We start from the raw sequence: 23,148 nt of genomic DNA on the forward strand, positions 1-23,148 counted from the left end.
CACCCGCAAGTCCTTCTTATCGATCTTTCGTGGCTACCACCGCCAACGCCTGCGTGAGATCCGCGATCAGATCGTCCGGATGCTCGATGCCTACCGACAGGCGGATCGTCGTGTCCAGAACGCCGATGCGGTCGCGGACTTCGAGCGGCACGCCGGAGTGCGTCATGGCGGCGGGATGGCTGGCCAGGGATTCCGTGCCGCCGAGGCTCACGGCGAGCTTGAAGATCTTCAGCGCGTTCAGGAAAGCGAAGGCTTCCTTCTCGCCGCCCTTGATGTCGAACGAGAAGGTCGAGCCGGCGCCGGTGCACTGGCGGTCGTAGAGCGCCTTCTCGGGCGAGCCCGCCGGCAGCAGGCCGAGATAATGGAGCTTCGCCACGCTGGGATGGGCCGCGAGCCATTCGGCGACCAGGCGGGCGTTGGAGTTGGCGCGCTCCATCCTGAGCCCCAGCGTTTCCAGCGAGCGGCCCAGCATCCAGCAGGAATGCGGGTCGAGCTGGGTGCCGAGGCTGCCGCGCAGCGCGCGGATCGGGCCCATGATCTCCTTTCGGCCCATCGACGCGCCGGCGATCAGGTCGGAATGGCCGCCGACATATTTGGTGAGCGAATAGAGCGAGACGTCGGCGCCGTGGTCGAGCGGGCGCTGGAACACCGGCCCCAGCAGGGTGTTGTCGCAGACCAGCACCGGCGGGCCGCCGGGCTGGGCGGTGCCGATCTCGTCGGCGAGGCGGCGCAGCAGGGCGATGTCGACCAGCGTATTGGTCGGGTTGGCCGGGGTCTCGATCATGATGACGGCGACGCGGCCGCCCTGGGCCGCCGCCCGCTTGCGGGCCTCGGTCGCGGCGGCGCGGACCGCGTCCTCGTCGACGCCGTCGATGAAGCCCACCGCGCCGATGCCGAAGCCCGACAGGGTCTTGGCCAGCAGGGTCTCCGTGCCGCCATAGAGCGGCTGGGAGTGCAGCACCACGTCGCCCGGCCGCGCGAAGGCGAGCAGGGTCGTCGAGATCGCCGACATGCCGGAGGAGAAGAGGGCGCAGGTCTCGGCGCCCTCGTAGACCGCCAGCCGGTCCTCGACGATCTCGCTGTTGGGATGGTTGAAGCGCGAATAGACGAGGCCGGCGGCGCTGCCGGCGGGCGGCGTCTTGCGGCCCGCGGCATAGTCGAAGAAGTCGCGGCCTTCCTCGGCCGAGCCGAACACGAAGGTCGAGGTCAGGAACACCGGTGGCTTCACCGCGCCTTCCGACAGCGCCGGGTCGTAGCCGTAGCTCAGCATCAGCGTCTCGGGCTGGAGCTTGTGGTTGCCGATATGGGTCCGGTACGGGCGCGGCGCGGTCATGGCGTGTCTCCTGTCGCAGGGGCGGGCCTCGTCCGCATGATGACGGTAAGGTGTGTCGAAACGGTGTGTCTTTCATTCTCCTCGCCCGTCACACGGGGGAGGGCAGGGAGGGGGAAAGCAACGATTTGATCCTTGCTGTTGCCTTCCCCCTCCGGCCCTTCGGGCCACCTCCCCCGTATGACGGGGGCGGTTGGATGATCTAAGCCCCCATCAGCGCCGCGATCTCCGTCCGGACGCCGGCGGAGCGGCGGTAATACTGGTGCGAGCCGGCGAAGCCCGTGTCGTAGTCGGTGAAGCCGCTGCAATCGACCATCCGGTAGGTGGCGGGCGGGAACAGGAGGGCGTCGCCGCCGCCGCGCGGCCCGTCCTGGCCGAGGCGATGGCAGAAGTTCAGCGTCTCGCTCAGCCCGTCGAGCACCTGGTCGCGCCGGCTATGGAGGATCGTGATGCGGCGGCCGAGCCGGTAGAGCGGCGCCAGGCTGTTGGTCACGGAAGCGTCGAAGGCGTCGTCGACGATGTCGGCCGCGGCCAGGAAGATGTGGTCGAACATCCCGGCATCGCCATTGCCGCTGTCGAACCAGGCCTGCACCGCCGCCTGCAGCGCGAGGTTGCCCATGCTGTGGGTCAGCAGGAAGGTCCGCCGTCCGTTCGCGCGCGCCCTTTCGAGGATGGGCAGGAGGTTGGCCAGGAAGCGCATCAGCGGCAGGCCCGAGCCGCCGGCCATGCGCTGGTCCGAGCGGTAGGGCAGGGTCGGGAAGGGGACCGCGAACAACTGGCCGCGCGAGGGCCAGCTGAAGGTGACGACCGTGGTGTCCGCCTCGCTCACGCCCGACTGGGCCAGCCATTCGCGGTTGAAGGCCGCGCGCGTCAGCGCATCCTCGAAGCTGTTGGCGAAGCCGTGGACGAAGACGAGGATGTTGCGCCCGCCCTCGGCCAGGTCGTCGATCGCCGCCGGGCTGAAGCCGCCCTTCTGCAGGTCGTGCAGCGAGCGGATGGCGCCCACCGTGTCGGCCGTCAGCCCGGCGCTGTCGACGAAGGCCGTGCCGTAGGTCACCTGCAGCGGATTGTCGGGCGCCGTCATGAAGAACGTGTAGTTCTCCGGCCGGTCCGCCGGATGGTTGGCGATCCTGTTGGTGGCGAAATAGACGGTGGTCGTCATGAATCCTCCCCCCGTATTGCCCTGCAGCGTGATCCCTTGCCGCTTTTTGTCAATCCGCATGGGGGCAGGTGCTAGGCTGTGGACATGACGACGTCCCTTCGCGAGGCCTGGGCGGCCCTGCCGTCGCGGCTCAGGCTGCTGGAGCCGGTGACCTTCTCCGACGCGGCGTGGTCGCTGCTCGAACGCCTGCACCAGAGCTTCAACGATCGCGCCGCGCACACGAAGCTGCCGCTGGCGATCGCCCGCTTCCGCGACGATGCGGCGAAGGCGATCTTCGAAACCGCCGGGCAGTTCGACGACGTCGTGACGGTCAACGTCGACGAAAACTGGGAGCAGCGCGTGGCGGCGAGCGCGGGCGATGCGATGGCGCCCTGGGTGCGGCTCTACAACGAAGACGTCGACGCGATGATGGGCGTGCTCGTTCCTCCGGCGCGCTATCGCAAGGAGCATTATGCCTATGGGAGGTTCGTCTTTCCCGAGCCGCACGGGCTGCACACCGACCATAGTCTGGAGGATCCGGCGGCCGGTGGCGAGCCGATCTGCATCGCGCGCATCGAGACGCTGGGCACGCACTATGTCGACGGCGACTACCGCACGCAGGATCCCGCGACGCAGAGCATGCTGAAGGCGCTGCGCTACTGGACGCCCGTTGCCGAAGGCCAGCCCGAGCAGGTCTTCGAGGAGCTGCTGCGGCGCGGCACGCTGAAGACCATTCCAGTGAACCACGTCATGCTGATGGTCGCCGGCAACGGCGCGGAGAACGCGCAGGTCACCCAACACATCTCCGCCCGCCCGCCCGAGGGCGGCCTGCACTCGGCGTTCTTCCAGCGGCAGTACCGGCTGGCATAGTCCGCGAGGGCGCTTCGTTCCGCGTGACGCGGCGGACGCGTCGCCTGTCGTTGACCCTCTGCGGGCCGATGCTTACTGTCCGGCCCAGAGCGACACCAGTGGAACGCCGTGCTCCGGGGGAGCCAGTCGTCCTTAGGGACGGGGCGTTGTTCGTGTCCGCCAGATCATCATTCCGACGTTGTCGCCGCCCGACTGAACTGCTGCCCATTTGGCAGGCCGTCGGCGCGGGCGCGTCATTTCGTGGGACGGCGGCCAGGTGGAGCAGGGAGCATTTCCGGCAGCAGACGACGAATGGAACGCCGGCCATCTCGGCTGCGGGCCGCTCGTGCTCGACCTGCGCAAGAAGCTGAAGGCGATGCCCGGCGGGGTGCTGCGCGTGATCGCGCTCGACATCTCCGCGCCGCACGACATCCCGGCCTGGTGCCGGCTCACGAACAACCAACTGCTCGCGCACGATCCGGCGACCCAGAGCTTCTGGATCCGGTCGCGCGCCGACTGGTCCTGAAGTCATCGAGGAGGAGAGAGACATGCCCGGTTCATTCGTCGTCAGCCTGACCCACGCCAAGAACGATACCGACAAGGCCACCGTGGCCTTCGTCGTCGCCAACGCCGCCGTCGCGTCGGACAAGAAGACCATGGTCTTCCTGTCGATCGAGGGCACGCGGCTGTCGCAGAAGGGCTATGCCGACGACATCCACGAGGAAGGCTTCGCGCCGCTCAAGGACCTGATGAAGAGCTTCGTCGAGGCCGGCGGCCAGATCTTCGTCTGCTCGCCCTGCTTCAAGAAGCGCAAGCTCGACGAGAACAACCTGGTCGACGGCGCTCTGGTGGTCGGCGGCGCCAAGCTGGTCGAATTCATGGGCGAAGCCTGTCCCAGCGTCAGCTACTGAGCGGACGGACGCCATGACGATCCCCAAGTCCAACCGCCGCGGCTTCATCGCCGCGTCGGGCGCGCTGTCGGTCGCCTCGCTGCTCGGCAGCCCGGCGATCGCGCAGGGCAAGAAGAAGCTGCGCTTCGGCGTCGGCCCGCTGATGCCGACGCCCGACGACACGAAGAAGGCCTATCTGCCGCTGTTCGCGCATCTCGCCAAGGAACTGGGCAATCCCGACTTCGACCTGGTCGCCACGACCGACTGGGCCGGCATGGCCGTCGCCATGGGTTCGGGCCAGCTCGACGTCGCCTGGATGGGCCCGTGGGGCTACATCATCGCCAACAACGCCACTGGCTGCCAGGCCGTGGCGACGGTGAAGTACGACGACAAGCCGACCTATCTCGGGATCATCGTCGCCCGGCCCGACCTGCAGGTGACGAAGTTCCCCGACGACACCAAGGGCAAGTCGATGTCCTTCGCCGATGTCGGCTCGACCTCGGGCTGGCTGATCCCGACCTACTACGCCAAGGAAGTCTGGAAGATCGATCCCAGGACCTTCTGGAAGTACAGCGAGGGCGCGACGCATCCGGCCAACGAGATGGCGGTGAGCTCGGGCCAGGTCGACATGGCCACCGACTTCGACCGTCAGCGCAACGCCATGATCGCCGCCGGCCGCATCAAGGAAGACAGCAACAAGATCATCTGGACGTCGGATCCGCTGCCCAACGATGCCATCGCCCTGCCGGCCAATGCGCCCAAGGAGATGGGGGCGCAGGTTCAGAAGATCCTCACCTCCATCACGGCCGACCAGGCCAGGACCCTGCTGCCGCCGCGCTACACCGGCTTCGTGCCGGCGACGCACAAGAGCTACGACATGATCGAGAAGGCGGGCATCGCCGTCGGCAAGATCAAGCCAAAGGCTTAGGGCGATAAGCTCTTTCCCTCCCCCGTCATACGGGGGAGGGCAGGGAGGGGGAAAGCAACGCGATGATTGTCGATCGGGAAGAGTTCAGACTCATGGCTCTCCCCCTCCGGCCCTTCGGGCCACCTCCCCCGTGTGACGGGGGAGGTTTATGACTGCCGCAGAGAAAGCCTTGGCCGATCTCGAGGCGCAGGGGCGTGGCTTCGGTGCCCGACGCCTGCGGCTGTGGTTCGTCGCGGCGCTCGTCCTCGCTTTCTATGCCGTGTCGTGGGACCTCGCGGGCATCGATCTCGAGCGGCTGGCGACCGGCCTGCCCAGGCTCGGCCACTGGATCGCGTCGGCCTGGCCGCCCGACACGCGCGAGGTGCCGCTGTTCGCCTATCGCATCGCCGAGACGGTGGCGATGGCGGCGCTCGGCACGACGCTCGCGACGCTGCTCGCCATCCCGATGGCGATCCTGGCCAGCCGCAACATCACGCCGTGGCCCGCGCTCTATTACCCGGTGCGCTGGTTCCTGAACGCGCTGCGCGGCATCGATTCCTTCGTCTTCGCGCTGCTGTTCGTCGCGGCGGTCGGGCTCGGCCCCTTCGCCGGCGTGATCGGCATCGCGCTCCACACCTGGGGCAGTGCCGCCAAGTTCTTCGCCGATCATATCGAGAATGCCAATCTCGGGCCTCTCGAAGCCGTCCGCACGACCGGCGCCGGCCGTTTCACCGCGATCTGCTACGCGCTGGTGCCGGACATATTGCCGGTCATGCTGTCGACCACGCTCTTCTGGTGGGAGTTCAACATCCGCGCCTCGACCGTGCTGGGCGTGGTCGGTGCGGGCGGCATCGGGCTGGAACTGAAGAACAGCATGGACCTGCTCGACTTCCCGCGGCTGTTCACCATCATCGCCATGATCCTGGTGGTCGTGACCGTGCTCGACCAGGTCTCGGCCTGGCTGCGCAAGCGGCTCATCCGGTCATGAGGGGCGCTCCACACCTCAGCGCCGTCGGGCTCGGCAAGGCCTTCAAGGGCCATGCGGCGATCGACGACATCAGCTTCACCGTGCGCGCGGGCGAGTTCGTTGCCGTGCTGGGGCCCAGCGGCGCCGGCAAGACGACGCTGTTCCGCTGCCTGACCGGCCTGCTGCCGCCGGACAGAGGCGAGGTCCGCGTCGGCGGCGACGACATCGCGAAGCTGCACGGACGCGCCCGCCGCCGCATCGCCGTGGTGTTCCAGCAGTTCAACCTGGTGAGCCGCCTCAGCGCCCTCGACAACGTGCTGGCCGGCCGTCTCGGCCATGTGCCGGCGTGGCGCGGCGTGATGCGCCGCTTCGACCGCGCCGACCGGCTGCTGGCGCTGGAATGCCTCGATCGGGTCGGCCTGCTGCGCCAGGCGATGCAGCGCGCCGACACGTTGTCGGGCGGCCAGCAGCAGAGGGTGGCGATCGCCCGCGCGATGGCGCAGCGGCCCAGCCTGATCGTGGCCGACGAGCCGGTCGCCAGCCTCGATCCCGCGGCCGGCGCGGGCGTCCTCGACCTGCTGCAGCGCATCGCGCGCAGCGACGGCGTCGGCGTCGTCTGCTCGCTCCATCAGGTCCATCTGGCACGCACCTACGCCGATCGCGTCGTCGGCCTGTCGCAGGGGCGGAAGGTGATCGATAGTCCGGTGGCCCAGTTCGACGAGGCCGCGTTCGGCCACCTCTACGGCAACAGCGAGACTCCGACATGAAGCCGACCGAGACACATGCGTTTCCCGAGGGCATCACCGGTCCCGACGTCAGCTTCGACGGCGGCGATCTCGATTGCGGCAACGGGCTTCTGCTGCTGATCCGCAAGCACATCGACCCGATGGCGCGCGGCCAGCTGCTGGAAATCCTCTCGACGGAAATCTCGGTCGACGAGGACCTGCCCGCCTGGTGCCGCCTGACGTCCAACGAGCTGGTGTCGTTCCAGAAGGTCGGCAAGCAGCGCAGCTTCGTGATCGCCAAGGGCAGGCTCGCCGAGCGCGGCGGCAGGGAAGAGCGCCCCTGGAGTGGCGCGCTCCGCACGACGGACAGTGCTGGAGCGCGCCACTCCAGGGGCGCTCATACTCGGACCGAGCCTGTCGCCGCGCCGCCTGTGCCTCCCATGTCCGTCATGGGCATCGGCTCCTGGCCGCGTCCGCGCTGGATGGTCGAGGCGATGCATTCCCATGTCGAAGGCAGGCTCGACGAGGCCGCGTTCCACGCGACCGCCAACGACGCCGTGCGCCTCGTGGTCGCCGCGCAGGAACGGGCCGGAGTGGGCGTCCTCACCGACGGCGAGCAGCGCCGCGATTCCTATGCGAGCTTCGTGGCGACGCGGCTCGACAATTGCCAGCTCATCCCGCTGACCGACCTGCTGCCGCTGGTCGACGATCCCGAGAAATTCGAGCGCGAGCTGCGGGCGCTCGACGTGCCGGCCGCCGACGTGCGCCACCCGGCGGTGCTGGGCCGCATCGCGCGCAGCCGGCCGCTGGTGGGCCACGAGGCCGATTTCCTGCGCACCCTGACCTCAAAGCCGATCAAGGTCGCGCTGCCCGGCCCTTACCTGCTCACGCGCACCATGTGGATGGAGTGCCTCAACGAGCGCGCCTATGAAAGCCGCGAGGCGCTGGCCCAGGACATCGTGTCGGCGCTGCGCGGCGAACTGAAGGACCTGCTCGACGCCGGCGTCTCGCTGGTCCAGTTCGACGAGCCCGTCCTGTCGGAGGTGGTGTTCAGCGGTGCCAAGAGCGGCCCCAGCTTCATGTGCGGCGCGCTGTCGGAATCGCGCGAGCCGGCACACGAGCTCGCCTTCGCGCGCGACCTGGTCAATGCCGTGGTCGAGGGTAGCCCGCGCGAGCGCATCGCGCTGCATGTCTGCCGCGGCAACTGGACGCCCGACGAATCGGTGGCGCTGAGCGGCGACTATCGCCCCTTGGTCGACACGCTGAAGCAGATGCGGGTCGGCGCCTATCTCCTGGAGATGTGCACGCCGCGCGCCGGCGAGCTGGAGATCCTGAAGGCGCTGCCCGACGAGGCCCGCATCGGCGTCGGGGTGGTCAACCAGAAATGCGCCGAGGCCGAGCCGGTGGAGGAGGTCGTGGCCAAGATCGCCCGCGCCATCGACCTGTTCGGCAAGGACCGCCTCCTGTTCCATCCCGACTGCGGCTTCGCCACCTTCGCCGACAACCCGATCTGCAGCACGACGTCGGCCGAGGAGAAACTCAAGGTCATCGCCCAGGCGGTCGAGCGGATGCGCTGAGGCCGGACGCGCAATCGCGATTGCAAGCGCCAGCGGGGAGAGCAGAATGCAGGCTCTCCACCGGGGCGGATACACGATGAATCGTCGAAACTTCATAGCGGCAGGCGCCGCGGCCGGACTGTTCGGAGCGTCGATACCGGCAAGGGCAGAGGCCGTCTGGGTCGCCGTCGCCGGTCCCGGTAACCGCTATCGCCTGAAGATGCCGCTGGGCTATCGCTACCTGCAGGTACCCACGCACGACGGCACGCTCAATTCCTACGTCTACATGCTGCCGGACAAGGTGACGCTGGAGCTGGTGGATGTCGTGCCGGCCACGCCGCCGTCGGTGCCTTCGGGGGCGGCCCTCGCGACCGCCCTCGAGCAGGCGCAGGGCGGCATGATGAAGAGCTGGCCGGGCAGCACGGTGCGGGACCAGCGCCAGATCGAGACAGGCCCGCTCACAGGCCGAGAGTTCGTGCTCGCGACGGCGGGCGACCGCTTCGTGCGCGCGCGCCTCTATCTCACGCCGCAGGCGGTCTACTCGCAGGTCGCGCAGGGACCGATGGCCCAGCTCGGCAGCCCGCTGGTCGCGCAGTTCTTCGATTCGCTGCAGTTCGGCTAGCGGGCGTGCGCGCGCCGTGGTCGTTCCGGCCGGCGCGACATGTGATACAGAGGCGCCATGCTGGCCCCTTCCCGGAAAGCGCCATCGTTCGTTCGCGAACCCATGGATGACGGTTCGTTCCGGCTGCTCGTCGAGGGCGTGCTGGATTATGCGATCTACATGCTCGATCCGGCGGGCAACGTCGTGACCTGGAACAGCGGGGCCGAGCGCTTCAAGGGCTACACCGCCGACGAGATCATCGGCAGCCATTTCTCGCGCTTCTACGGCGAGGAGGATCGCCGCGACGGCCTGCCGGCCCGCGCCCTCGACATCGCCCTGCGCGAAGGCAGCTTCGAGAACGAAGGCTGGCGCGTGCGCAAGGACGGCACCCGCTTCTGGGCGCATGTGGTCATGGACCCGATCCGCGGTCCGGACGGTACCTTGCTGGGCTTCGCCAAGATCACGCGCGACCTCACCAAGCGGCGGGCGGCCGAGCAGCAGTTGCGTCGCAGCCAGGAGGAGTTCCGCCTGCTGGTGCAGAGCGTCACCGACTACGGCATCTACATGCTCGATCCCGAGGGCAACGTCGCGACCTGGAATGCCGGCGCCCAGCGCATCAAGGGCTATACCGAGGAAGAGATCGTCGGCCAGCACTTCTCGCGCTTCTACACCGAGGAGGACCGCGCCGCCGGCGCCCCGGAGCGCGCGCTGGCCACCGCGCTGCACGAGGGTCGCTTCGAGAACGAGGCGTGGCGGGTGCGCAAGGACGGCACGCGCTTCTGGGCCAGCATCGTCATCGATCCGGTGCGCGAGCCCGACGGCACGCTGCGCGGCTTCGCCAAGGTCACGCGCGACATCACCGAGCGGCGCGAGGCGCTGCTCGAACTGGAGCGGGCACGCGAGGCGCTGTTCCAGTCGCAGAAGATGGAGGCGATCGGCCAGCTCACCGGCGGCGTGGCGCACGATTTCAACAATCTGCTCACCGCCGTGATCGGCAGCCTCGAACTGGTGCGCAAGCGGCTGCCGCCGGACGAGAAGAACCTCCTGCTGATCGACAATGCCATGCAGGCGGCGCGCCGCGGCGCCGCCCTGACGCAGCGCATGCTGGCCTTCGCGCGGCGCCAGGAACTCGATCCCGAACTGACCTCGGTCGCTGCGCTGGTGTCCGGCATGACGACGCTGTTCGACCATACCCTCGGGCCCTCGGTCGTGCTCGACGTCGACTGCCCGGCGTCGCTCGCCCCGGTGCGGGTCGACGTCAACCAGCTCGAAATGGCGCTGCTCAATCTGGTGGTCAACGCGCGCGATGCCATGCCGCGCGGCGGCACCATCGCCATCACCGCGAGCGAACTCGTGGCGGGGCCGGCCTCGTCCTTCCCGCTGCCGGCCGGGCGTTACGTGCGCCTCTCGGTCCGCGACCAGGGCCACGGCATGGATGCGACCACGCTGGTGCGCGCGACCGAGCCTTTCTTCACGACCAAGGGCGTGGGCAAGGGGACCGGCCTCGGCCTCTCGATGGTGCACGGCCTGGCCGAGCAGCTGGGCGGCCGCCTGCAGCTCGAGAGCACGCCGGGCGCCGGCACGACCGCGTCGCTGTGGATCCCCGTGGCCGCCGGCGCCGACGTTCCGCCGCATCGCGGCGACCCTGCGCCCGCGCCCGAGGCGATGTCGCTCCACATCCTCGCGGTCGACGACGACGCGCTGATCCTGGTGAACACCGCGGCGATGCTGGAAGATCTCGGCCACTACGTCACCACCGCCTATTCCGGTCGCGAGGCGCTGGCGGCGCTCGCGCGGCTGGAGCGGGTCGATCTGGTCGTGACCGACCAGGCGATGCCCGGCATGACCGGCACCGAACTGGTCGCCGAGATCAGGCGCGAGCGCCCCGGCCTGCCGGTCCTGCTGGCCACCGGCTATGCCGAGCTGGCCGACGGCGGCATGTCCGACCTCCCGCGCCTCAACAAGCCCTTCCTGCAGGCCCATCTCGACCGGGCCATCGCCGAGGTGATGCGGCGGCGACCCAATTCGACCGGCTGACGAGGATCAGGGGCTGCTGCGGCCCACCTTCGGCTCGGTGCCGGCGAGCAGGCGCGCGATGTTGGTGCGATGGAGCGCGATGACGTAGAGGCCGCCGGCGACGACCAGCAGGCGAGAGGCCAGCGGCTCGGGGAAGACACAGACGAGGATCGCGGCCGTCACCGCGGCCAGCATCGAGGCGAGCGACACGATCCGCCCCAGCGCCAGCACGGCGAGGAAGACGGCCGCGCTGCCCACGCCGACCGGCCAGGACAGGGCGAGCAACACGCCAAGACCGGTCGCCGCCGACTTGCCGCCGGTGAAGCCCAGCCAGATCGAGCGGCTGTGACCCAGCAGCACGGCGAGGCCGCACAGGCAGACCGCCCAGGGCAGCCACGCCGCCGGCGCCTGCAGTCCGGGAAAGAGCCAGCGCGCCAGCAGGATCGCCGCGACACCCTTGAGAACGTCGACCAGCAGCACCGCCAGCGCCGGTCCCTTGCCCAGTGTACGCAATACATTGGTCGCGCCGGTCGAGCCGGAACCGTGTTCGCGAATGTCGATGCCGCGCAGCAGCCGGCCGGCCAGATAGCCGGTGGGAAGCGAGCCCAGGAGATAGGCGACAGCAACGCCGGCAACACACGCGGCCCAGAAGAGCATGGTCATGCCGGCACGGCGCTGTTCCAACCAACTGAGTTTGAGGCGAGACGCGTGCCGCGCCCCGACAACGCGTGCGGCAACGCGAGGGTCGCTGCGAGATCGCTGTAGCACCGGCCGAACACGAGCACGGGCCCGTCGAGAGAGAGAGGAGAGGGGCGGGACTGACCCATGGGAACTCCGTAAACCAGCCAGCCTTACTTGCCCAAAACCGGCTGCCGGCGAAACAACGAAGATGTTTGCGCTTCGGACGGGCATGACTTAATGATTTGCGAACCATTCGCAATTGGGATTTCCGAGGGTGAGCAGCGCTGACGAGAGGGCGGAAATATTCATCCAGCACCGGGCGGCGCTGGTGAATTTCGCTCTGCCCATCGTCGGTGATCGCGCTCGGGCGGAGGACGTCGTGCAGGAGGCGTTCCTGCGGTTCGCGCCGTCCAATGGCGCGGCGGCGCATCCGATCAAGGAACCGCTGTTCTATCTCTACCGCATCGTCCGCAATCTCGCCTACGACGTCACACGCAAGCGGGCGACCGAGACCAGGTACAGCCAGGATTATTCGAGGTCGGCCTTCTGGATCGTGCCGCAGGAGCCGCGCACGCCGGAAGATGACCTGTTCCTGCGGGAGGATATCGAGCGGATCGACGCTATCCTCGAAACGGTGCCGGCACGGGCGCGCGAAGCCGTGAAGATGCACCGGATCGCGGGCTACACGCTGGAAGAGGTCGCCGAGCAGCTCGACGTCTCGATCAACACGGCCCATCGATTGATACGTGAGGCGCTGGTCGAGATCGCCGTCGCGCTGGCGTCGTCCGACACTTGAGTCGGGGGATAAAACACGCACCGAAAAAATTTGCGGGCTGATCGTCTATGGTCAGGGATGGTTCGGCCTTGCGGCTGGTTTGGATGATCGGACAATGACGGCAAGCAGGCCGGACAGAGAGCTTCTGCGGCAGGCCACGGACTGGATGATGCGCCTGTCGGCCGCGCCGGCCGACCGCGCGCTCCACGACGCGGCAGAAGCCTGGCGCGCGCGCGACCCCGCGCATGCCGTGGCCTGGCAGCAGGCCGAGCGGGCCTGGCGCGCGGTGGCTTTCGCGACGCCGACCGAAGCCCAGGTCGATCGGGCGACGGCGGACGAAGCTGCCCCGTCGAAAGTCTCGTCGGTGACGCGCACGCCCCGGACCGGCACCTCACGCTGGATGATGGTTGCCGTCTCGCTGCTCGCCGTGCTGGCGCTGTCCTTCTCCGCGCCGTCGTTGATCATGAATCTCGGTGCCGATCATTCGACCGGGACGGCCGAGCATCGCAGCGTCGATCTGCAGGACGGTTCGACCGTCGAGCTGGGCGCGGCCAGCGCGATTGGCGTGGAGTTCAGCGGCACCATCCGCGCCGTCAGGCTCCTCAGGGGCGAGGCGTTCTTTTCGGTGAAGCCGGGCGACGCGCGCGCCTTCATTGTGCATGCCGGCGAGGTGTCGGTCGTCGTGACGGGCACGGCCTTCAATGTCCGGATCGACGAGGGTGCCGTGATCGTGCTCGTCGAGCATGGCTCGGTCGAGGTCACGATGGAGGGGATCGCGTGGGGCACCGGGTCAAAGACGCCGGTCCTGCGAACCTTGAAGGCCGGCGATCAGCTGGTCTCGCGGCCCGATGGCGCGATCGAGCAGAGCATTGTCCCTGTGGCCGAAGCGGGATCGTGGCGTCGCCACAGGCTGTTCGTCGACGGTGCCACCGTCGGCGAAGTCATCAACGATCTGCGCCGCTACGATCGCGGCTGGATCGTCGTGACCGACGAGGCCCTTCTTCGCCGACGCGTGACCGGTCTTTACGATTTGCGTGAGCCGACCGAGGCGCTGCGCGTGCTGGTCGGCCCTTTCCGCGCGCAGGTGCGCCCGGTCCCGCCGCTCCTCACCGTCGTTTCGGGATCCTGATCGCCGCTCTGCCGGCACCGTCGAAAAAAAATCGCAGCTCCACGTCTCTGTTGTGACACGCAGCCATCGCCAGCCGTGTTCCACGAGTTTGCTTTGGGGGCGATATGCGTAAGAGCGTGGCGGTGATGTCGACGGTCGTGGCTTTGGCGGCCTCGTCGACCGCATGGGCAGAGGGCCGGCAGGGCGAACCCACCGGGCCGGATCTTGCGCAGGCCTCGGGCCAGCAGCGGACCTTCGACATTCCCGTGCAGCCGCTGGCTTCGGCGCTCAATGCCTTCGGCACGCAGGCGGGGATTCAGGTTTCGGTCGAAGCCTCCGTCGCGCGAGGGCTCCAGTCGCAGGCGGTCGCCGGCACGATGACCATCGACGCTGCGCTGCGCCAGTTGCTCGGGGGCACCGGCATCGTCGCGCGCTTCACGCCCAACGGTGGCGTCATGCTGAGCCGCGCGCCGGATGCGAGTGGCGCTCTCCAGCTCGATCCGGTGCAGGTCCAGGGAGCGCTGGTTCCCCCACAGGCAATGATCGACAACCTGCCACCGCCCTATGCCGGCGGACAGGTCGCGACGGGCGCCCAGGTGGGCCTGCTGGGCGCGCGCGCGGTCATGGATACGCCGTTCAACCAGACCAGCTACACGGCGAAGAAGGCCAAGGATCAGCAGGCCAAGAGTGTTCAGGAGGTGCTGGCCGACGATCCCTCGGTCCGGGCCATGCGTCCGGCGACCAGCCCGGGTGCCGATGGCGCCAACATCCGCGGCTTTCCCGTCAACTCGAGCTCGTGGGCCTTCGGCGGTCTGTTCAACATCATGCCGACTTTGTCGCCCATGGCGGAACTCGCCGAGCGCGTCGATATCCTCAAGGGCCCGAGCGCCATGCTGAGCGGCATGGCCCCATTGGGCGCGATCGGCGGCACGGTGAACGTCCAGCCAAAGCGGGCGGCCGATGAGCCGCTTACCCAGGGGACGGCGAGCTACATCTCGTCCGGCCAGTTCGGCGCACACGCCGATCTCAGCCGGCGGTTCGGTCCGGACAAGGAATTCGGCGTCCGCTTCAACGGCGTCTTCAGGTCAGGGGGCACGGAGCTTCAATACAACACCGATCAGCGAGCGCTGGCGGCGCTGGGCCTCGACTATCGTGGCGACGGCTTCCGGCTGTCGGCCGATCTCGGTTACCAGTCGCAGTACATCACGGGCATCTCGCCCTATCTGTCGCTTGGCGCGGGCGTGCAGTTGCCATGGGCGCCAAACGCCCGCAGCAATCCAACCGCACAGCCCTGGGGCTTCCAGACCCGCACGGACGTCTTCACGATGGTGAAGGCGGAGGTCGATCTGGCGCCGAACGTGACGGCCTTCGCGTCGTTCGGCGCACACGACAATCGGGTGGGTGGCGTCTATTCGCCGTTCACCACCATCACGAACTTCAATGGAACGGCATCGGTCCAGGCACCCTTCAATATCAGCTCGTGGACGAGCTATCTGACAGCGGAAGGTGGCGTGCGCGCCAACTTCGACACGGGCATCATCGGCCATGAAGCGGCGGTGATCGGGACGATCTATTCCCAAACCGACGGTTCCGCCACGGCCACCGGCTCGCAGCCCGCCTTCGCGACCAACATCTACAATCCGACCGTCGTCGGCATTCCGAATATCGCGACGCCGAACTCGACCAAGACGTCGTTCTCGGGTCTGAACAGCCTGGCGATCGCCGATACTCTGTCGGCGGCGAACAAGCGCGTGCAGCTCACGGTCGGCGCCCGGCTGCAGCAGGTGGTGGGCGTCAACTACAACGCCGTCAGCGGCGCCACGACCTCGTCCTACAACGAGACCGCGCTCAGCCCCTCGGTGGCACTCGTGATAAAGCCGTTCTGGGACAACGTCTCCTTCTACGCCAACTGGATCCAGGGACTGCAGCAGGGCGCGATCGTGCAGGCGCCCTTCGCCAATGCGGGCACGATCTTCCCGCCCTACAAGTCCACGCAGTACGAGGCCGGCGTGAAGATCGACTGGGGAACGCTGACCACGACGGCCAGCGTCTTTCAGATCGCCCAGCCCAGCATCCTCACCAACACCGCCAGCAATACGCAGTTCCTGGGCGGGGAACAGGTGAACCAGGGCCTCGAGCTGAACGTGTTCGGCGAAGTCTCTCCCGGCTTTCGTGTCCTCGGCGGCGCCATGTTCATCAATCCGGTCCTGGCCAAGACGCAGGGCGGAGCAAGGGATGGCTGGATCGCGCCTTTCACGCCGCAGGTGACGCTCAATCTCGGTGGCGAGGTCGACGTGGATTTCGTGCCAGGCCTGACCTTGACCGGTCGTGCAGTCTACACCGGCGCACAGTACATCGACGCGACGGCCTTCCCGCGACGCACGATGCCGGAGTGGACGCGCTTCGACCTGGGCGCGCGCTATGCCTTCGACAATCCGGGGGCGCCCGGCAAGCTGCTGGTGGCGCGTCTGAACGTCGACAATGTTCTCGACGCGAATTACTGGGCCGGCAGCAACAACAGCACGTTCTTCATGTTCCTCGGCGCACCGCGGACGGTCCGCCTGTCGCTCACTGCGGACTTCTGACGCGACGGCTCGACCGTGGCGGCTTTCGCCTCTTGAAACGTCGTGCCGAATCCGTTTCGCCCGGCGTCTCCCGCCTTGCCCGAATCACACCTCCTGAACTAGTGTCCCGCCACACGATCGAAGGGGCGCGAAGGCCCTATGGATCAGGGAGGAATTGTAATGCGTACACCGACCAGGCGCGGGCTCATCGTTGCGGGTGCGGGCGCTCTCGCGGCGCCGGCTCTTTTCACCACCGCTTCGCGCGCCCAGGGCGCGTTCCCCAACAAGCCGATCCGCATCGTCGTGCCCTATCCGGCGGGCGGCCAGACCGACGGCATCGCGCGCGTCTATGGCGAGTATCTCGGCCGCAAGCTCGGCACCTCCGTCGTGGTCGAGAACAAGGGCGGCGCCGGCGGCACGATCGGCGTGGCCGAGGTGAAGCGCGCAGCGCCCGATGGCTACACCATCCTCTGCACGATCTCCTCGTCGCTGATCCAGAACCGGGTCACGGTGAAGGACCTGCCGTACGATCCGGAGAAGGACTTCACCTATCTCACGATGACGACCAGCCTCGGCGGTCCCGTCGTCGCGGCGGAGAAGACCGGTGCGACCAACCTCAAGCAGTTCCTCGAATACGCCAAGAAGGTCGACAAGCTGAACTTCGGCGCCTACGGGCCCGGTTCGACGCCGCAGATGCTGATCGAGACGATGGCGCGCCAGTACGGGTTCAAGGTCGAGGTCGTGCAGTATCGCGGCGAGGCGGCGATGTTCGCCGACGTCGCGGCCCAGGCGCTCGACGGCGCGGCGGGCAGCCCCGCCGGTGCGGCCTCGGTGATCGGCTCGGGCAAGGGCCGGGCCATCGCCATGATGGGCGACCGTTTGCCGGCCTATCCCGGTGTCGAGACGATGGTCGAGCAGGGCGCGGTCGGCGGCTTCTACGAGACCCGCGCCTTCGCCGTCTTCGCCGTCCCGGCGGCGACGCCCAAGGATGTCGTGAAGAAACTCTCCGACACGCTGTTCGAAGCCGGCACCGACGAGAAGGTGAAGGCACTGATGGCCAACTACCTGATCGTCGGCCCCCTCGACTTCGAAGCGACCAACAAGGTCTTCCAGCGCGACACCAAGATCATGCTCCAGGTGATGAAGGAGATCGGGATCAAGGCTGAGTAAAGCGAGCGCGGCGCGCGCGCTTCACTCAGCCCATGAGCGTCAGGAGTTTGCCTCTGGCAAGCTCCGGGAGCGACGCCCGGTGCTGCAACGCAACTCTGTAGGAAAAACCCACCATGTCCTTCACCGTAACCAGCGACAGCTTCAAGGAAGGCGCCACCCTCGGCATGGAGCATATCCTCTCCGCCGAGTACGGCTTCGGCTGCGGCGGCGGCAACAAGTCGCCGCACCTGCGCTGGTCGGGTGCGCCCGAGGGCACCAAGAGCTTCGCGGTGCACTGCTTCGATCCCGACGCGCCGACCGGCTCGGGCTTCTGGCACTGGGTGGTGGTCAACATTCCCGCCGGCACGACCGAGCTGGCGCTCGACGCCGGCAACCCGAAGGCCGGCCTTCTGCCGAAGGGCGCGCTGCAGACGCGCACCGACTTCGGCGCGCCGGGCTATGGCGGCCCGTGCCCGCCGCCGGGCCACGGCCCGCACCGCTATGTGTTCACCGTGTTCGCGGTGAAGGAAGAGAGCCTGCCGGTGGCTGCCGACACGTCGGCCGCGGTCGTCGGCTTCCAGCTGCATTTCAATACCTTGGCCAAGGCCGCGCTGACGGGGACTTTCGAGCGATCGGCTTAGAAGGCCGAGCGAAGCCCGGCCTTCTAAGCCGGTGAGCGTCAGGACATTGCCTTCGGCAATGTCCGGGAGCGACGTATGGCTCTCTCCACCACTATCTTTCATCCAACGGCGGAAACTTCCACTTCCCATCCCGGATCGGCAGGAACGAGCCGTCATCGACGCCCACCTCCTCGGCGATGCGCTCGTTCGTCACCTGGTTGAGCGCCACGATGAGGTCGCCGTTCTTCTTCGGGTCGAGCGCCAGGTTGGCCATCTCGTCGGGATCGGCCTGCAGGTCGTAGACCTCGAGGTCGTTCTTCGCGAGCAGCTCTTCCATCGTCTTCGGCGTGTTGAAACCGACCGGCGAGAAGTAGCGCGAGAAGCGGTAGCGGCCGTCGAAGATGCTGCGGATCGACGTCCGGTTCCGGAAGTCCGGCGGATGCCCCGCAAGCATGGCCTCCTGCTGGGCGGGGGGCTTCGTCCTGTAGAGGCGCGTGTCGATCGTCAACGCGGCCCAGCTGGGATCCGCATAGGACAGCATGTCGAAATTCAACAAGGTGGCCGGTCGCACGGCCTTCTCTCCCGCGGCTTCCGGGTCGCGCAGCAGCGCCGAGAAGTCCTTGCCGGGCAACCCCTCGCCAGCCCGGGCGCGAGCCGCTCCGTCCTTGCCGGTGAGCGCCAGGATCGTGGGCGTGAGGTCGAGTTGCGAGGTCAGGGCCTGGCACTGCCTGCCACCCGCGAGAGCGGGATGGACGATCATGAGGGGCAGGTGGTTCTGTTGCCGGTAGGTGGTGGTGCCCTTGCCGCGCATCTGGTGGTTGCCGCCCAGCTCGCCATGGTCCGCCGTGAAGACGACGATGGTGTTCTGCGCCATGCCGTTGTCTTCGAGCGCCTGCATCAGGCGCTCCACCTTGCGGTCGCAATCGCGGATGGCGTTGAAGTAGTAGTCGCGGAGCGCCCGCCAGCGTCGATCCTCGTCCGGCCATTGCCCAACCAGCAGGTCGATCGATTGCTGATAATAGAGATGCGCCTTCGGCCGGCCCGGCGCGTCGAGCGGCTGGTGGCGGCTCGCGGGCAGCGGCACGCCGTCCCAGGTCGCGCGGTAGAGTTCGTCGTCCGGGGCGCGGGCGATGCCGAACGTATGGCGCTTGCCCTGGATGTTCTCAGCTCCGATGTCGGAGTCGAAGTACATCGTGTCGTGCGGGTTCACGAAATTGACGGCGAGGTACCAGTTCTGGCCCTTGGTGCGCAGCGTCTGGGCTTCCGTGCGCAGCCACGAGATCGACGTTGCAAGCGTGCCGTCATCGTACGAATAGCCGCCCAGGGTGCCGTCGATCATGTCGCCGATGCCGAAGAAGTCCTGGAAGCCGTAGGATTGCAGGGTCTTGCGATAGTCGAGCAGCGGCGCGTCGACCGGCTTGTCGTTGAGATCGAGGTTGGCCGAAAGATGCCACTTGCCCTGATAGGCGGCGTGATAGCCCAGCTCGGCGAGCCGGTGGCCGATCGTCTTGATCTTCGTCGAGAGATCGCGCTGCCAGATGGAGCTGAGGTTGTCGGCGATGCCGGTGTGCTGGATGTGCTGGCCGGTATAGACGACCGAGCGCGCCGAGGAGCAGACACAGGAGGCGGCCTGGTGATTGAGGAAGGTGACGGCCTTCTTCTTGATCGCCTCGCGCCCCGGCACCGGGAACGGCCAGGTCGGGAAGAAATGTTCCTGGTCGACCAGCACTAAGAGGATGTTGTAGCCGGCCGGCATCGTGGCGCTGGCGGGAGCGGCCGGCGAAGGGGCCGGCGCCTGCGCCTGAGCAACGCTGCCCGCAAGCAGCGTCGTGCCCAGCAGGGCCGCACCGGACGTCATGGCCATGCGGCGGGACGGGAGGGACGAGGAGTCGTCTTCGGGCGTCGTCATCCGGTTTCTCCCGTGAAGCCGCCCCAGGCTACGCAGATCGGGCGGCCGATTATTGCACCGCATTGCGTGTACACCTTGGTCCCCGCAGTAGCTTGTGGTCAGGGCGCCGGGCAAGCACAGGCGTGCGCCCATGGTATCGGCGTCAGGTGATGTAGACCTGCCCACGATGATGGTTGAGATAGGCCCGCTGGCCGTCCGAGAAGCCTTGCGCCCGCCACGGCATCGACGCTTCGGAAAAGCCCAGTCTTTTCCAGGCGTGCTCGCCGAGCCCGAGCCGACGAAGGTCGCCCTGGTCGAAGCGTGGCGACACTCGCACCTCGCCGCTGTCCTCGAAAGAGATGAAACCTCGGTCGAAGAGGAGATCGGCATCGGGTGTCAGCAGGAGCCCATTGGCGCCGTCGAGCCTTTCGTTGGGCGTTTCGCAAGATCGCCAGGGCTTAATGTGGCTGGCGATCAGAAGGGCAGGGTTGGTGATTCCGGTGAGCCGGCAAGCGTTCTCCAGCTTCTGCACGTTTGACCGGAAGGTGCCCTGACCACGGCGTGCCTGGATCGTGGCATTGCGAATCGTGTCGTCCAGCGAGAGGTCGGCGCGGAGGGCGGCCTCGACCCGATCGTCGAGCTCGTCCCGGACGGTGCCGAAGGCGAGCCGGTTGGCGCCGCCGGTTTCGAGCCGGACGTCGTCGACCCGCGTGTGCGCCCTGACGACGTCATGGATCTCCCGCGCAATGGCGGCCAGATAGACGCCCTGATTACCCTTGCCGGTCTGCGACTGCAGCGGCGAATATTTCTCGGGCAGCAAAGGCCCGATCAGCGGCAGCAGGTCCCTGGGGCGGATTGGCGGGTCGAGGCGGGCCCAGAAAACAGGCAGCAGCCACCCTTCGTTGTTCCAGTACGCGCCGGTCGCCCCGAACTCCGACGGTTTGGGCGCCGTGAAGGCGAAATCCGCCACCCGCCCGACATAGCGGATGAGCTGGTTGGCATAGGAGAGGACCAGGTCCCCCGGATTCGCCGCGCGCATATTGTCGTAGAAGCGGTTGCGGGCGCCGTTGCTGGAGGTCTTTGGCGACCACAGGTACTGATGTTCAATCTCCTGATTGAACGTCTGCTTGTGATTGACCCACCAGTATTGGCGCATGCGAATGCAATCTAGCCGCAGGGAGAGGCGGCGACCAAGGGGGGCGGGCGTCGCCCGGCCCACAAATCCCCCCTTCCGTTCCGCCAAGGCGCCCGCCATAAGTCGCGTGGGGGAGGGCCGATCGACGGCCTTCGGGTTCGACAGGGAACTGAGATGGCCGGGCTGCTGGGGGATCGTTGGACGCAGGTCCTGAAGCTCGTCGTCGTCGGCGCGGCCGCCGCACTTCTGCCGGCCTGCGCCAGCGACAGCACCTCCTACCAGGAGCAGGCGCTGCGGGCGTCGGAGGGCGGCGACCTCAAGACAGCGACGCTCCTGGCCCAGAAGGAGGTCGAGAAATACTCGGCCACCGACCAGTGCTCCTCCACCACCAACTACAATTGCGGCACCTTGGCGCTCGCCTATAGCAGCCTGGCCGAATACCAGATCCTGAGCGGCAACCTGGCCGCCGGCGAGCGCAGCTTCGACCGTGCCAAGGGCGCGCTGCAGCGCGTCCCGAAGGACAACAAGCCCAGCGCCACCGGCATGGTCTATCGCGACGTGTCGGAGGCCTACTGGAAGGCCGGCGACAGGAAGCGCGCCATCGCCATCTTCAAGGAAGGCACCACCCGCGGCGCCGACGAGTGGCTCTACACCAGCTCCGCCGCCAAGGCGGTCGCCCAGCAGGAGGGGCGGCCCGCGCCGGCCACGCCGGGCATGCCCACGACACCCGGCGTCCAGGCCGCGCCAGGGGCCCCGGTTCCCCTCGGCCCCGCCGTCACGCCGGCCGCGGCAACCGAGGCCGACATGACGGTGAAGTCGACCCCGCTCGGCGACCCCGCGACCGGCGCGCCCGCCGCCTACGACGCGACGCGCGGCCGGCCGCCCAGCTCGGCCGAGCCGGCGCCCGCACCGCTGGCGCCGAGCCCGCTGACGCCGACCCCGCTGCAGCGCTCGCGCTGAAGCGGGCGTTCGAGCCCCTCTTGCGCGTCTCCTAGATTTGCGCCAGGCCGCCGTCGACGAAGACCTCGCCGCCGGTCATGAAGCTCGAATCCGAGGAGGCGAGGAACGCCGCCACCGCGCCGGTCTCCGACGGCTCGCCGATGCGGCCGAGTGGCGTCATGGCGCCGATCGCTTCGAAGGCTTCCTTGCCCACCACCTCGAGCGCCAGATCCGTCCGGGTCGGTCCCGGCGACAGCACGTTGACGCGGATGCCGGTGCCCTTGAGGTCGAGCGCCCAGCTGCGGGCCAGGTTGCGCACGGCGGCCTTGGTGGCGCTGTAGATGCTGAACTGCGCCGTGCCCATCTCGCCGGTGGTCGAGCCGGTGAGGATGATCGAGCCGCCGGCCGTCATGAGCGGCAGGCCCTTCTGCACCGAGAAGATCAGCCCCTTCACGTTGACGTCGAAGATCTGGTCGTAGTGTTCCGGCGTGATTGCGCCCAGCGGGGCGAAGGCGCCGGTGCCGGCATTGGCGAACAGGATGTCGAGCCCGCCGCGCTCCGTCTTGACCGTCTCGTACAGCCGGTCGAGGTCGGCCAGGTCGGTCACCGAGCCGCGCACGGCGCGCGCCGATGCGCCGAGTTTGGCCACCGCGGCGTCGAGCTGTTCCTGCCGTCGGCCGAAGAGATAGACGAAGGCGCCTTCCTCGACGAAGCGCTGCGCTGCGCCCAGCCCGATGCCGGTGCCGCCGCCCGTGATCACCGCCGTCTTTCCTTTGAGTCTGCTCATCCTGTGCTCCTGTGTTTGAGGTTGCACAGAACTTGAGGCGTACCCACTTAAGGACAAGTATGCACCTTTTGGTAAGTGGTCAGAAAATGTCAGAGACCTCGACGCAGGCCCCGACCTGCACCCCGACCCTGCCGGGCTTCACCTGCGGCCTCGACGCGACGCTGCGGGTCGTCGCCGGCAAGTGGAAGCCGCTGATCCTCTACTTCCTGGCCCAGGGCGGCCCGACCCGCTACGGCGAACTGCGCCGCGCCATGCGCGACGTCAGCGACAAGATGCTGATCCAGCAGCTCAAGGAGCTGACCGCCGACGGCCTCGTCAAACGGACCGACTACAGGGAGGTGCCGCCGCGGGTCGACTACGCCCTGACCCCGCTGGGCGAGAGCCTCGCCCAGGCGCTCGTGCCGCTCTGCACCTGGGGCACGGACAACCTCGCCGAGGTGACGCGCGTCTTCGCGCGGCGCGCGGCTTCCGGGATCGACGGAGCGCGTTCCCCGGGTGGCGCGCTCCGGTGACGCCCCGG

Annotated in this window: 22 protein-coding genes; 16 read left to right on the forward strand and 6 right to left on the reverse strand. The window is 67.8% G+C overall.

Translation table 11 applies throughout. From position 1 onward, the window contains the following. Window positions 1-16 precede the first annotated feature (16 nt). Window positions 17-1,333: a cystathionine gamma-synthase family protein gene (locus ACO07K_RS03755; protein ID WP_422034553.1), complete on the reverse strand. Its 1,317-nt coding sequence runs from the start codon at window positions 1,331-1,333 to the stop codon at window positions 17-19. A 199-nt stretch (window positions 1,334-1,532) separates the two neighbouring features. After that, entirely contained in the window at window positions 1,533-2,492 is a 960-nt protein-coding gene (locus ACO07K_RS03760) for an alpha/beta hydrolase (protein ID WP_422034554.1), read from the reverse strand. A gap of 84 nt (window positions 2,493-2,576) precedes the next feature. On the opposite strand from ACO07K_RS03760, the gene ACO07K_RS03765 reads away from it, so the two are divergent. The 9 genes from ACO07K_RS03765 (at window position 2,577) to ACO07K_RS03805 (ending at window position 11,003) form a co-directional block, all read left to right on the forward strand. Continuing rightward, window positions 2,577-3,341, forward strand: a complete 765-nt coding sequence (locus tag ACO07K_RS03765) for a hypothetical protein (protein ID WP_422034556.1) — start codon at window positions 2,577-2,579, stop codon at window positions 3,339-3,341. A 256-nt stretch (window positions 3,342-3,597) separates the two neighbouring features. Next, window positions 3,598-3,846 (forward strand): sulfurtransferase TusA family protein, encoded by a 249-nt coding sequence (locus ACO07K_RS03770; protein ID WP_422034557.1) that lies wholly within the window; start codon window positions 3,598-3,600, stop codon window positions 3,844-3,846. A 22-nt stretch (window positions 3,847-3,868) separates the two neighbouring features. Then, a complete protein-coding gene (locus ACO07K_RS03775) occupies window positions 3,869-4,231 on the forward strand; it encodes a DsrE family protein (RefSeq protein WP_295145723.1) in 363 nt (120 codons plus the stop codon). 13 nt (window positions 4,232-4,244) lie between these two features. Continuing rightward, on the forward strand, window positions 4,245-5,138 hold the full coding sequence (locus tag ACO07K_RS03780) for a phosphate/phosphite/phosphonate ABC transporter substrate-binding protein (RefSeq protein WP_422034558.1): 894 nt from the start codon (window positions 4,245-4,247) through the stop codon (window positions 5,136-5,138). Between the two features lie 148 nt (window positions 5,139-5,286). Beyond that, window positions 5,287-6,105, forward strand: coding sequence for a phosphonate ABC transporter, permease protein PhnE (gene phnE, locus ACO07K_RS03785; RefSeq protein ID WP_422034559.1), 819 nt, complete (start codon window positions 5,287-5,289; stop codon window positions 6,103-6,105). Then, complete coding sequence (phnC, locus tag ACO07K_RS03790; RefSeq protein WP_422034560.1) at window positions 6,102-6,851, forward strand: phosphonate ABC transporter ATP-binding protein; 750 nt, start codon at window positions 6,102-6,104, stop codon at window positions 6,849-6,851. The genes phnE and phnC overlap by 4 nt, the downstream gene beginning before the upstream one ends. Then, entirely contained in the window at window positions 6,848-8,386 is a 1,539-nt protein-coding gene (locus ACO07K_RS03795) for a 5-methyltetrahydropteroyltriglutamate--homocysteine methyltransferase (protein WP_422034561.1), read from the forward strand. The genes phnC and ACO07K_RS03795 overlap by 4 nt, the downstream gene beginning before the upstream one ends. 76 nt (window positions 8,387-8,462) lie before the next feature. Beyond that, complete coding sequence (locus ACO07K_RS03800; protein WP_422034562.1) at window positions 8,463-8,987, forward strand: hypothetical protein; 525 nt, start codon at window positions 8,463-8,465, stop codon at window positions 8,985-8,987. 102 nt (window positions 8,988-9,089) lie between these two features. Continuing rightward, complete coding sequence (locus ACO07K_RS03805) at window positions 9,090-11,003, forward strand: PAS domain S-box protein (RefSeq protein WP_422034563.1); 1,914 nt, start codon at window positions 9,090-9,092, stop codon at window positions 11,001-11,003. Window positions 11,004-11,009: 6 nt separating this feature from the next. On the opposite strand, the gene plsY is transcribed toward ACO07K_RS03805, so the two are convergent. Beyond that, window positions 11,010-11,639 carry a glycerol-3-phosphate 1-O-acyltransferase PlsY gene (plsY, locus tag ACO07K_RS03810; RefSeq protein ID WP_422036627.1) on the reverse strand — a complete coding sequence of 210 codons (630 nt, stop codon included), beginning with the start codon at window positions 11,637-11,639 and terminating at the stop codon, window positions 11,010-11,012. Window positions 11,640-11,937: 298 nt separating this feature from the next. On the opposite strand from plsY, the gene ACO07K_RS03815 reads away from it, so the two are divergent. From ACO07K_RS03815 to ACO07K_RS03835, 5 genes are all read left to right on the forward strand, one after another. After that, window positions 11,938-12,459, forward strand: coding sequence for a sigma-70 family RNA polymerase sigma factor (locus tag ACO07K_RS03815; protein WP_422034564.1), 522 nt, complete (start codon window positions 11,938-11,940; stop codon window positions 12,457-12,459). Continuing rightward, window positions 12,410-13,567, forward strand: coding sequence for a FecR family protein (locus ACO07K_RS03820; RefSeq protein WP_422034565.1), 1,158 nt, complete (start codon window positions 12,410-12,412; stop codon window positions 13,565-13,567). The genes ACO07K_RS03815 and ACO07K_RS03820 overlap by 50 nt, the downstream gene beginning before the upstream one ends. A gap of 104 nt (window positions 13,568-13,671) precedes the next feature. Next, window positions 13,672-16,131 (forward strand): TonB-dependent siderophore receptor, encoded by a 2,460-nt coding sequence (locus tag ACO07K_RS03825; RefSeq protein WP_422034566.1) that lies wholly within the window; start codon window positions 13,672-13,674, stop codon window positions 16,129-16,131. A 159-nt stretch (window positions 16,132-16,290) separates the two neighbouring features. After that, the gene (locus ACO07K_RS03830; RefSeq protein ID WP_422034567.1) at window positions 16,291-17,280 is read left to right on the forward strand and encodes a Bug family tripartite tricarboxylate transporter substrate binding protein; all 990 of its coding nucleotides are present in this window, start codon (window positions 16,291-16,293) and stop codon (window positions 17,278-17,280) included. Window positions 17,281-17,393: 113 nt separating this feature from the next. Beyond that, window positions 17,394-17,900, forward strand: a complete 507-nt coding sequence (locus ACO07K_RS03835; RefSeq protein ID WP_422034568.1) for a YbhB/YbcL family Raf kinase inhibitor-like protein — start codon at window positions 17,394-17,396, stop codon at window positions 17,898-17,900. 91 nt (window positions 17,901-17,991) lie between these two features. Here ACO07K_RS03835 and ACO07K_RS03840 read toward each other — a convergent pair whose 3' ends face one another. Both ACO07K_RS03840 and ACO07K_RS03845 read right to left on the reverse strand, forming a co-directional pair. Beyond that, window positions 17,992-19,788: a sulfatase-like hydrolase/transferase gene (locus ACO07K_RS03840; protein WP_422034569.1), complete on the reverse strand. Its 1,797-nt coding sequence runs from the start codon at window positions 19,786-19,788 to the stop codon at window positions 17,992-17,994. A 142-nt stretch (window positions 19,789-19,930) separates the two neighbouring features. After that, window positions 19,931-20,923, reverse strand: a complete 993-nt coding sequence (locus tag ACO07K_RS03845) for an HNH endonuclease (protein ID WP_422034570.1) — start codon at window positions 20,921-20,923, stop codon at window positions 19,931-19,933. A 153-nt stretch (window positions 20,924-21,076) separates the two neighbouring features. Between ACO07K_RS03845 and ACO07K_RS03850 the strand changes: the two genes are divergently transcribed. Then, window positions 21,077-21,862, forward strand: coding sequence for a hypothetical protein (locus ACO07K_RS03850; protein ID WP_422034571.1), 786 nt, complete (start codon window positions 21,077-21,079; stop codon window positions 21,860-21,862). Between the two features lie 31 nt (window positions 21,863-21,893). On the opposite strand, the gene ACO07K_RS03855 is transcribed toward ACO07K_RS03850, so the two are convergent. Further along, complete coding sequence (locus ACO07K_RS03855; RefSeq protein ID WP_422034572.1) at window positions 21,894-22,628, reverse strand: SDR family NAD(P)-dependent oxidoreductase; 735 nt, start codon at window positions 22,626-22,628, stop codon at window positions 21,894-21,896. Window positions 22,629-22,714: 86 nt separating this feature from the next. Between ACO07K_RS03855 and ACO07K_RS03860 the strand changes: the two genes are divergently transcribed. Next, window positions 22,715-23,140: a winged helix-turn-helix transcriptional regulator gene (locus ACO07K_RS03860; protein WP_422034573.1), complete on the forward strand. Its 426-nt coding sequence runs from the start codon at window positions 22,715-22,717 to the stop codon at window positions 23,138-23,140. Window positions 23,141-23,148: the final 8 nt, after the last annotated feature.

It is taken from the genome of Reyranella sp. (assembly GCF_965228225.1).
Taxonomy (GTDB): Bacteria; Pseudomonadota; Alphaproteobacteria; order Reyranellales; family Reyranellaceae; genus Reyranella.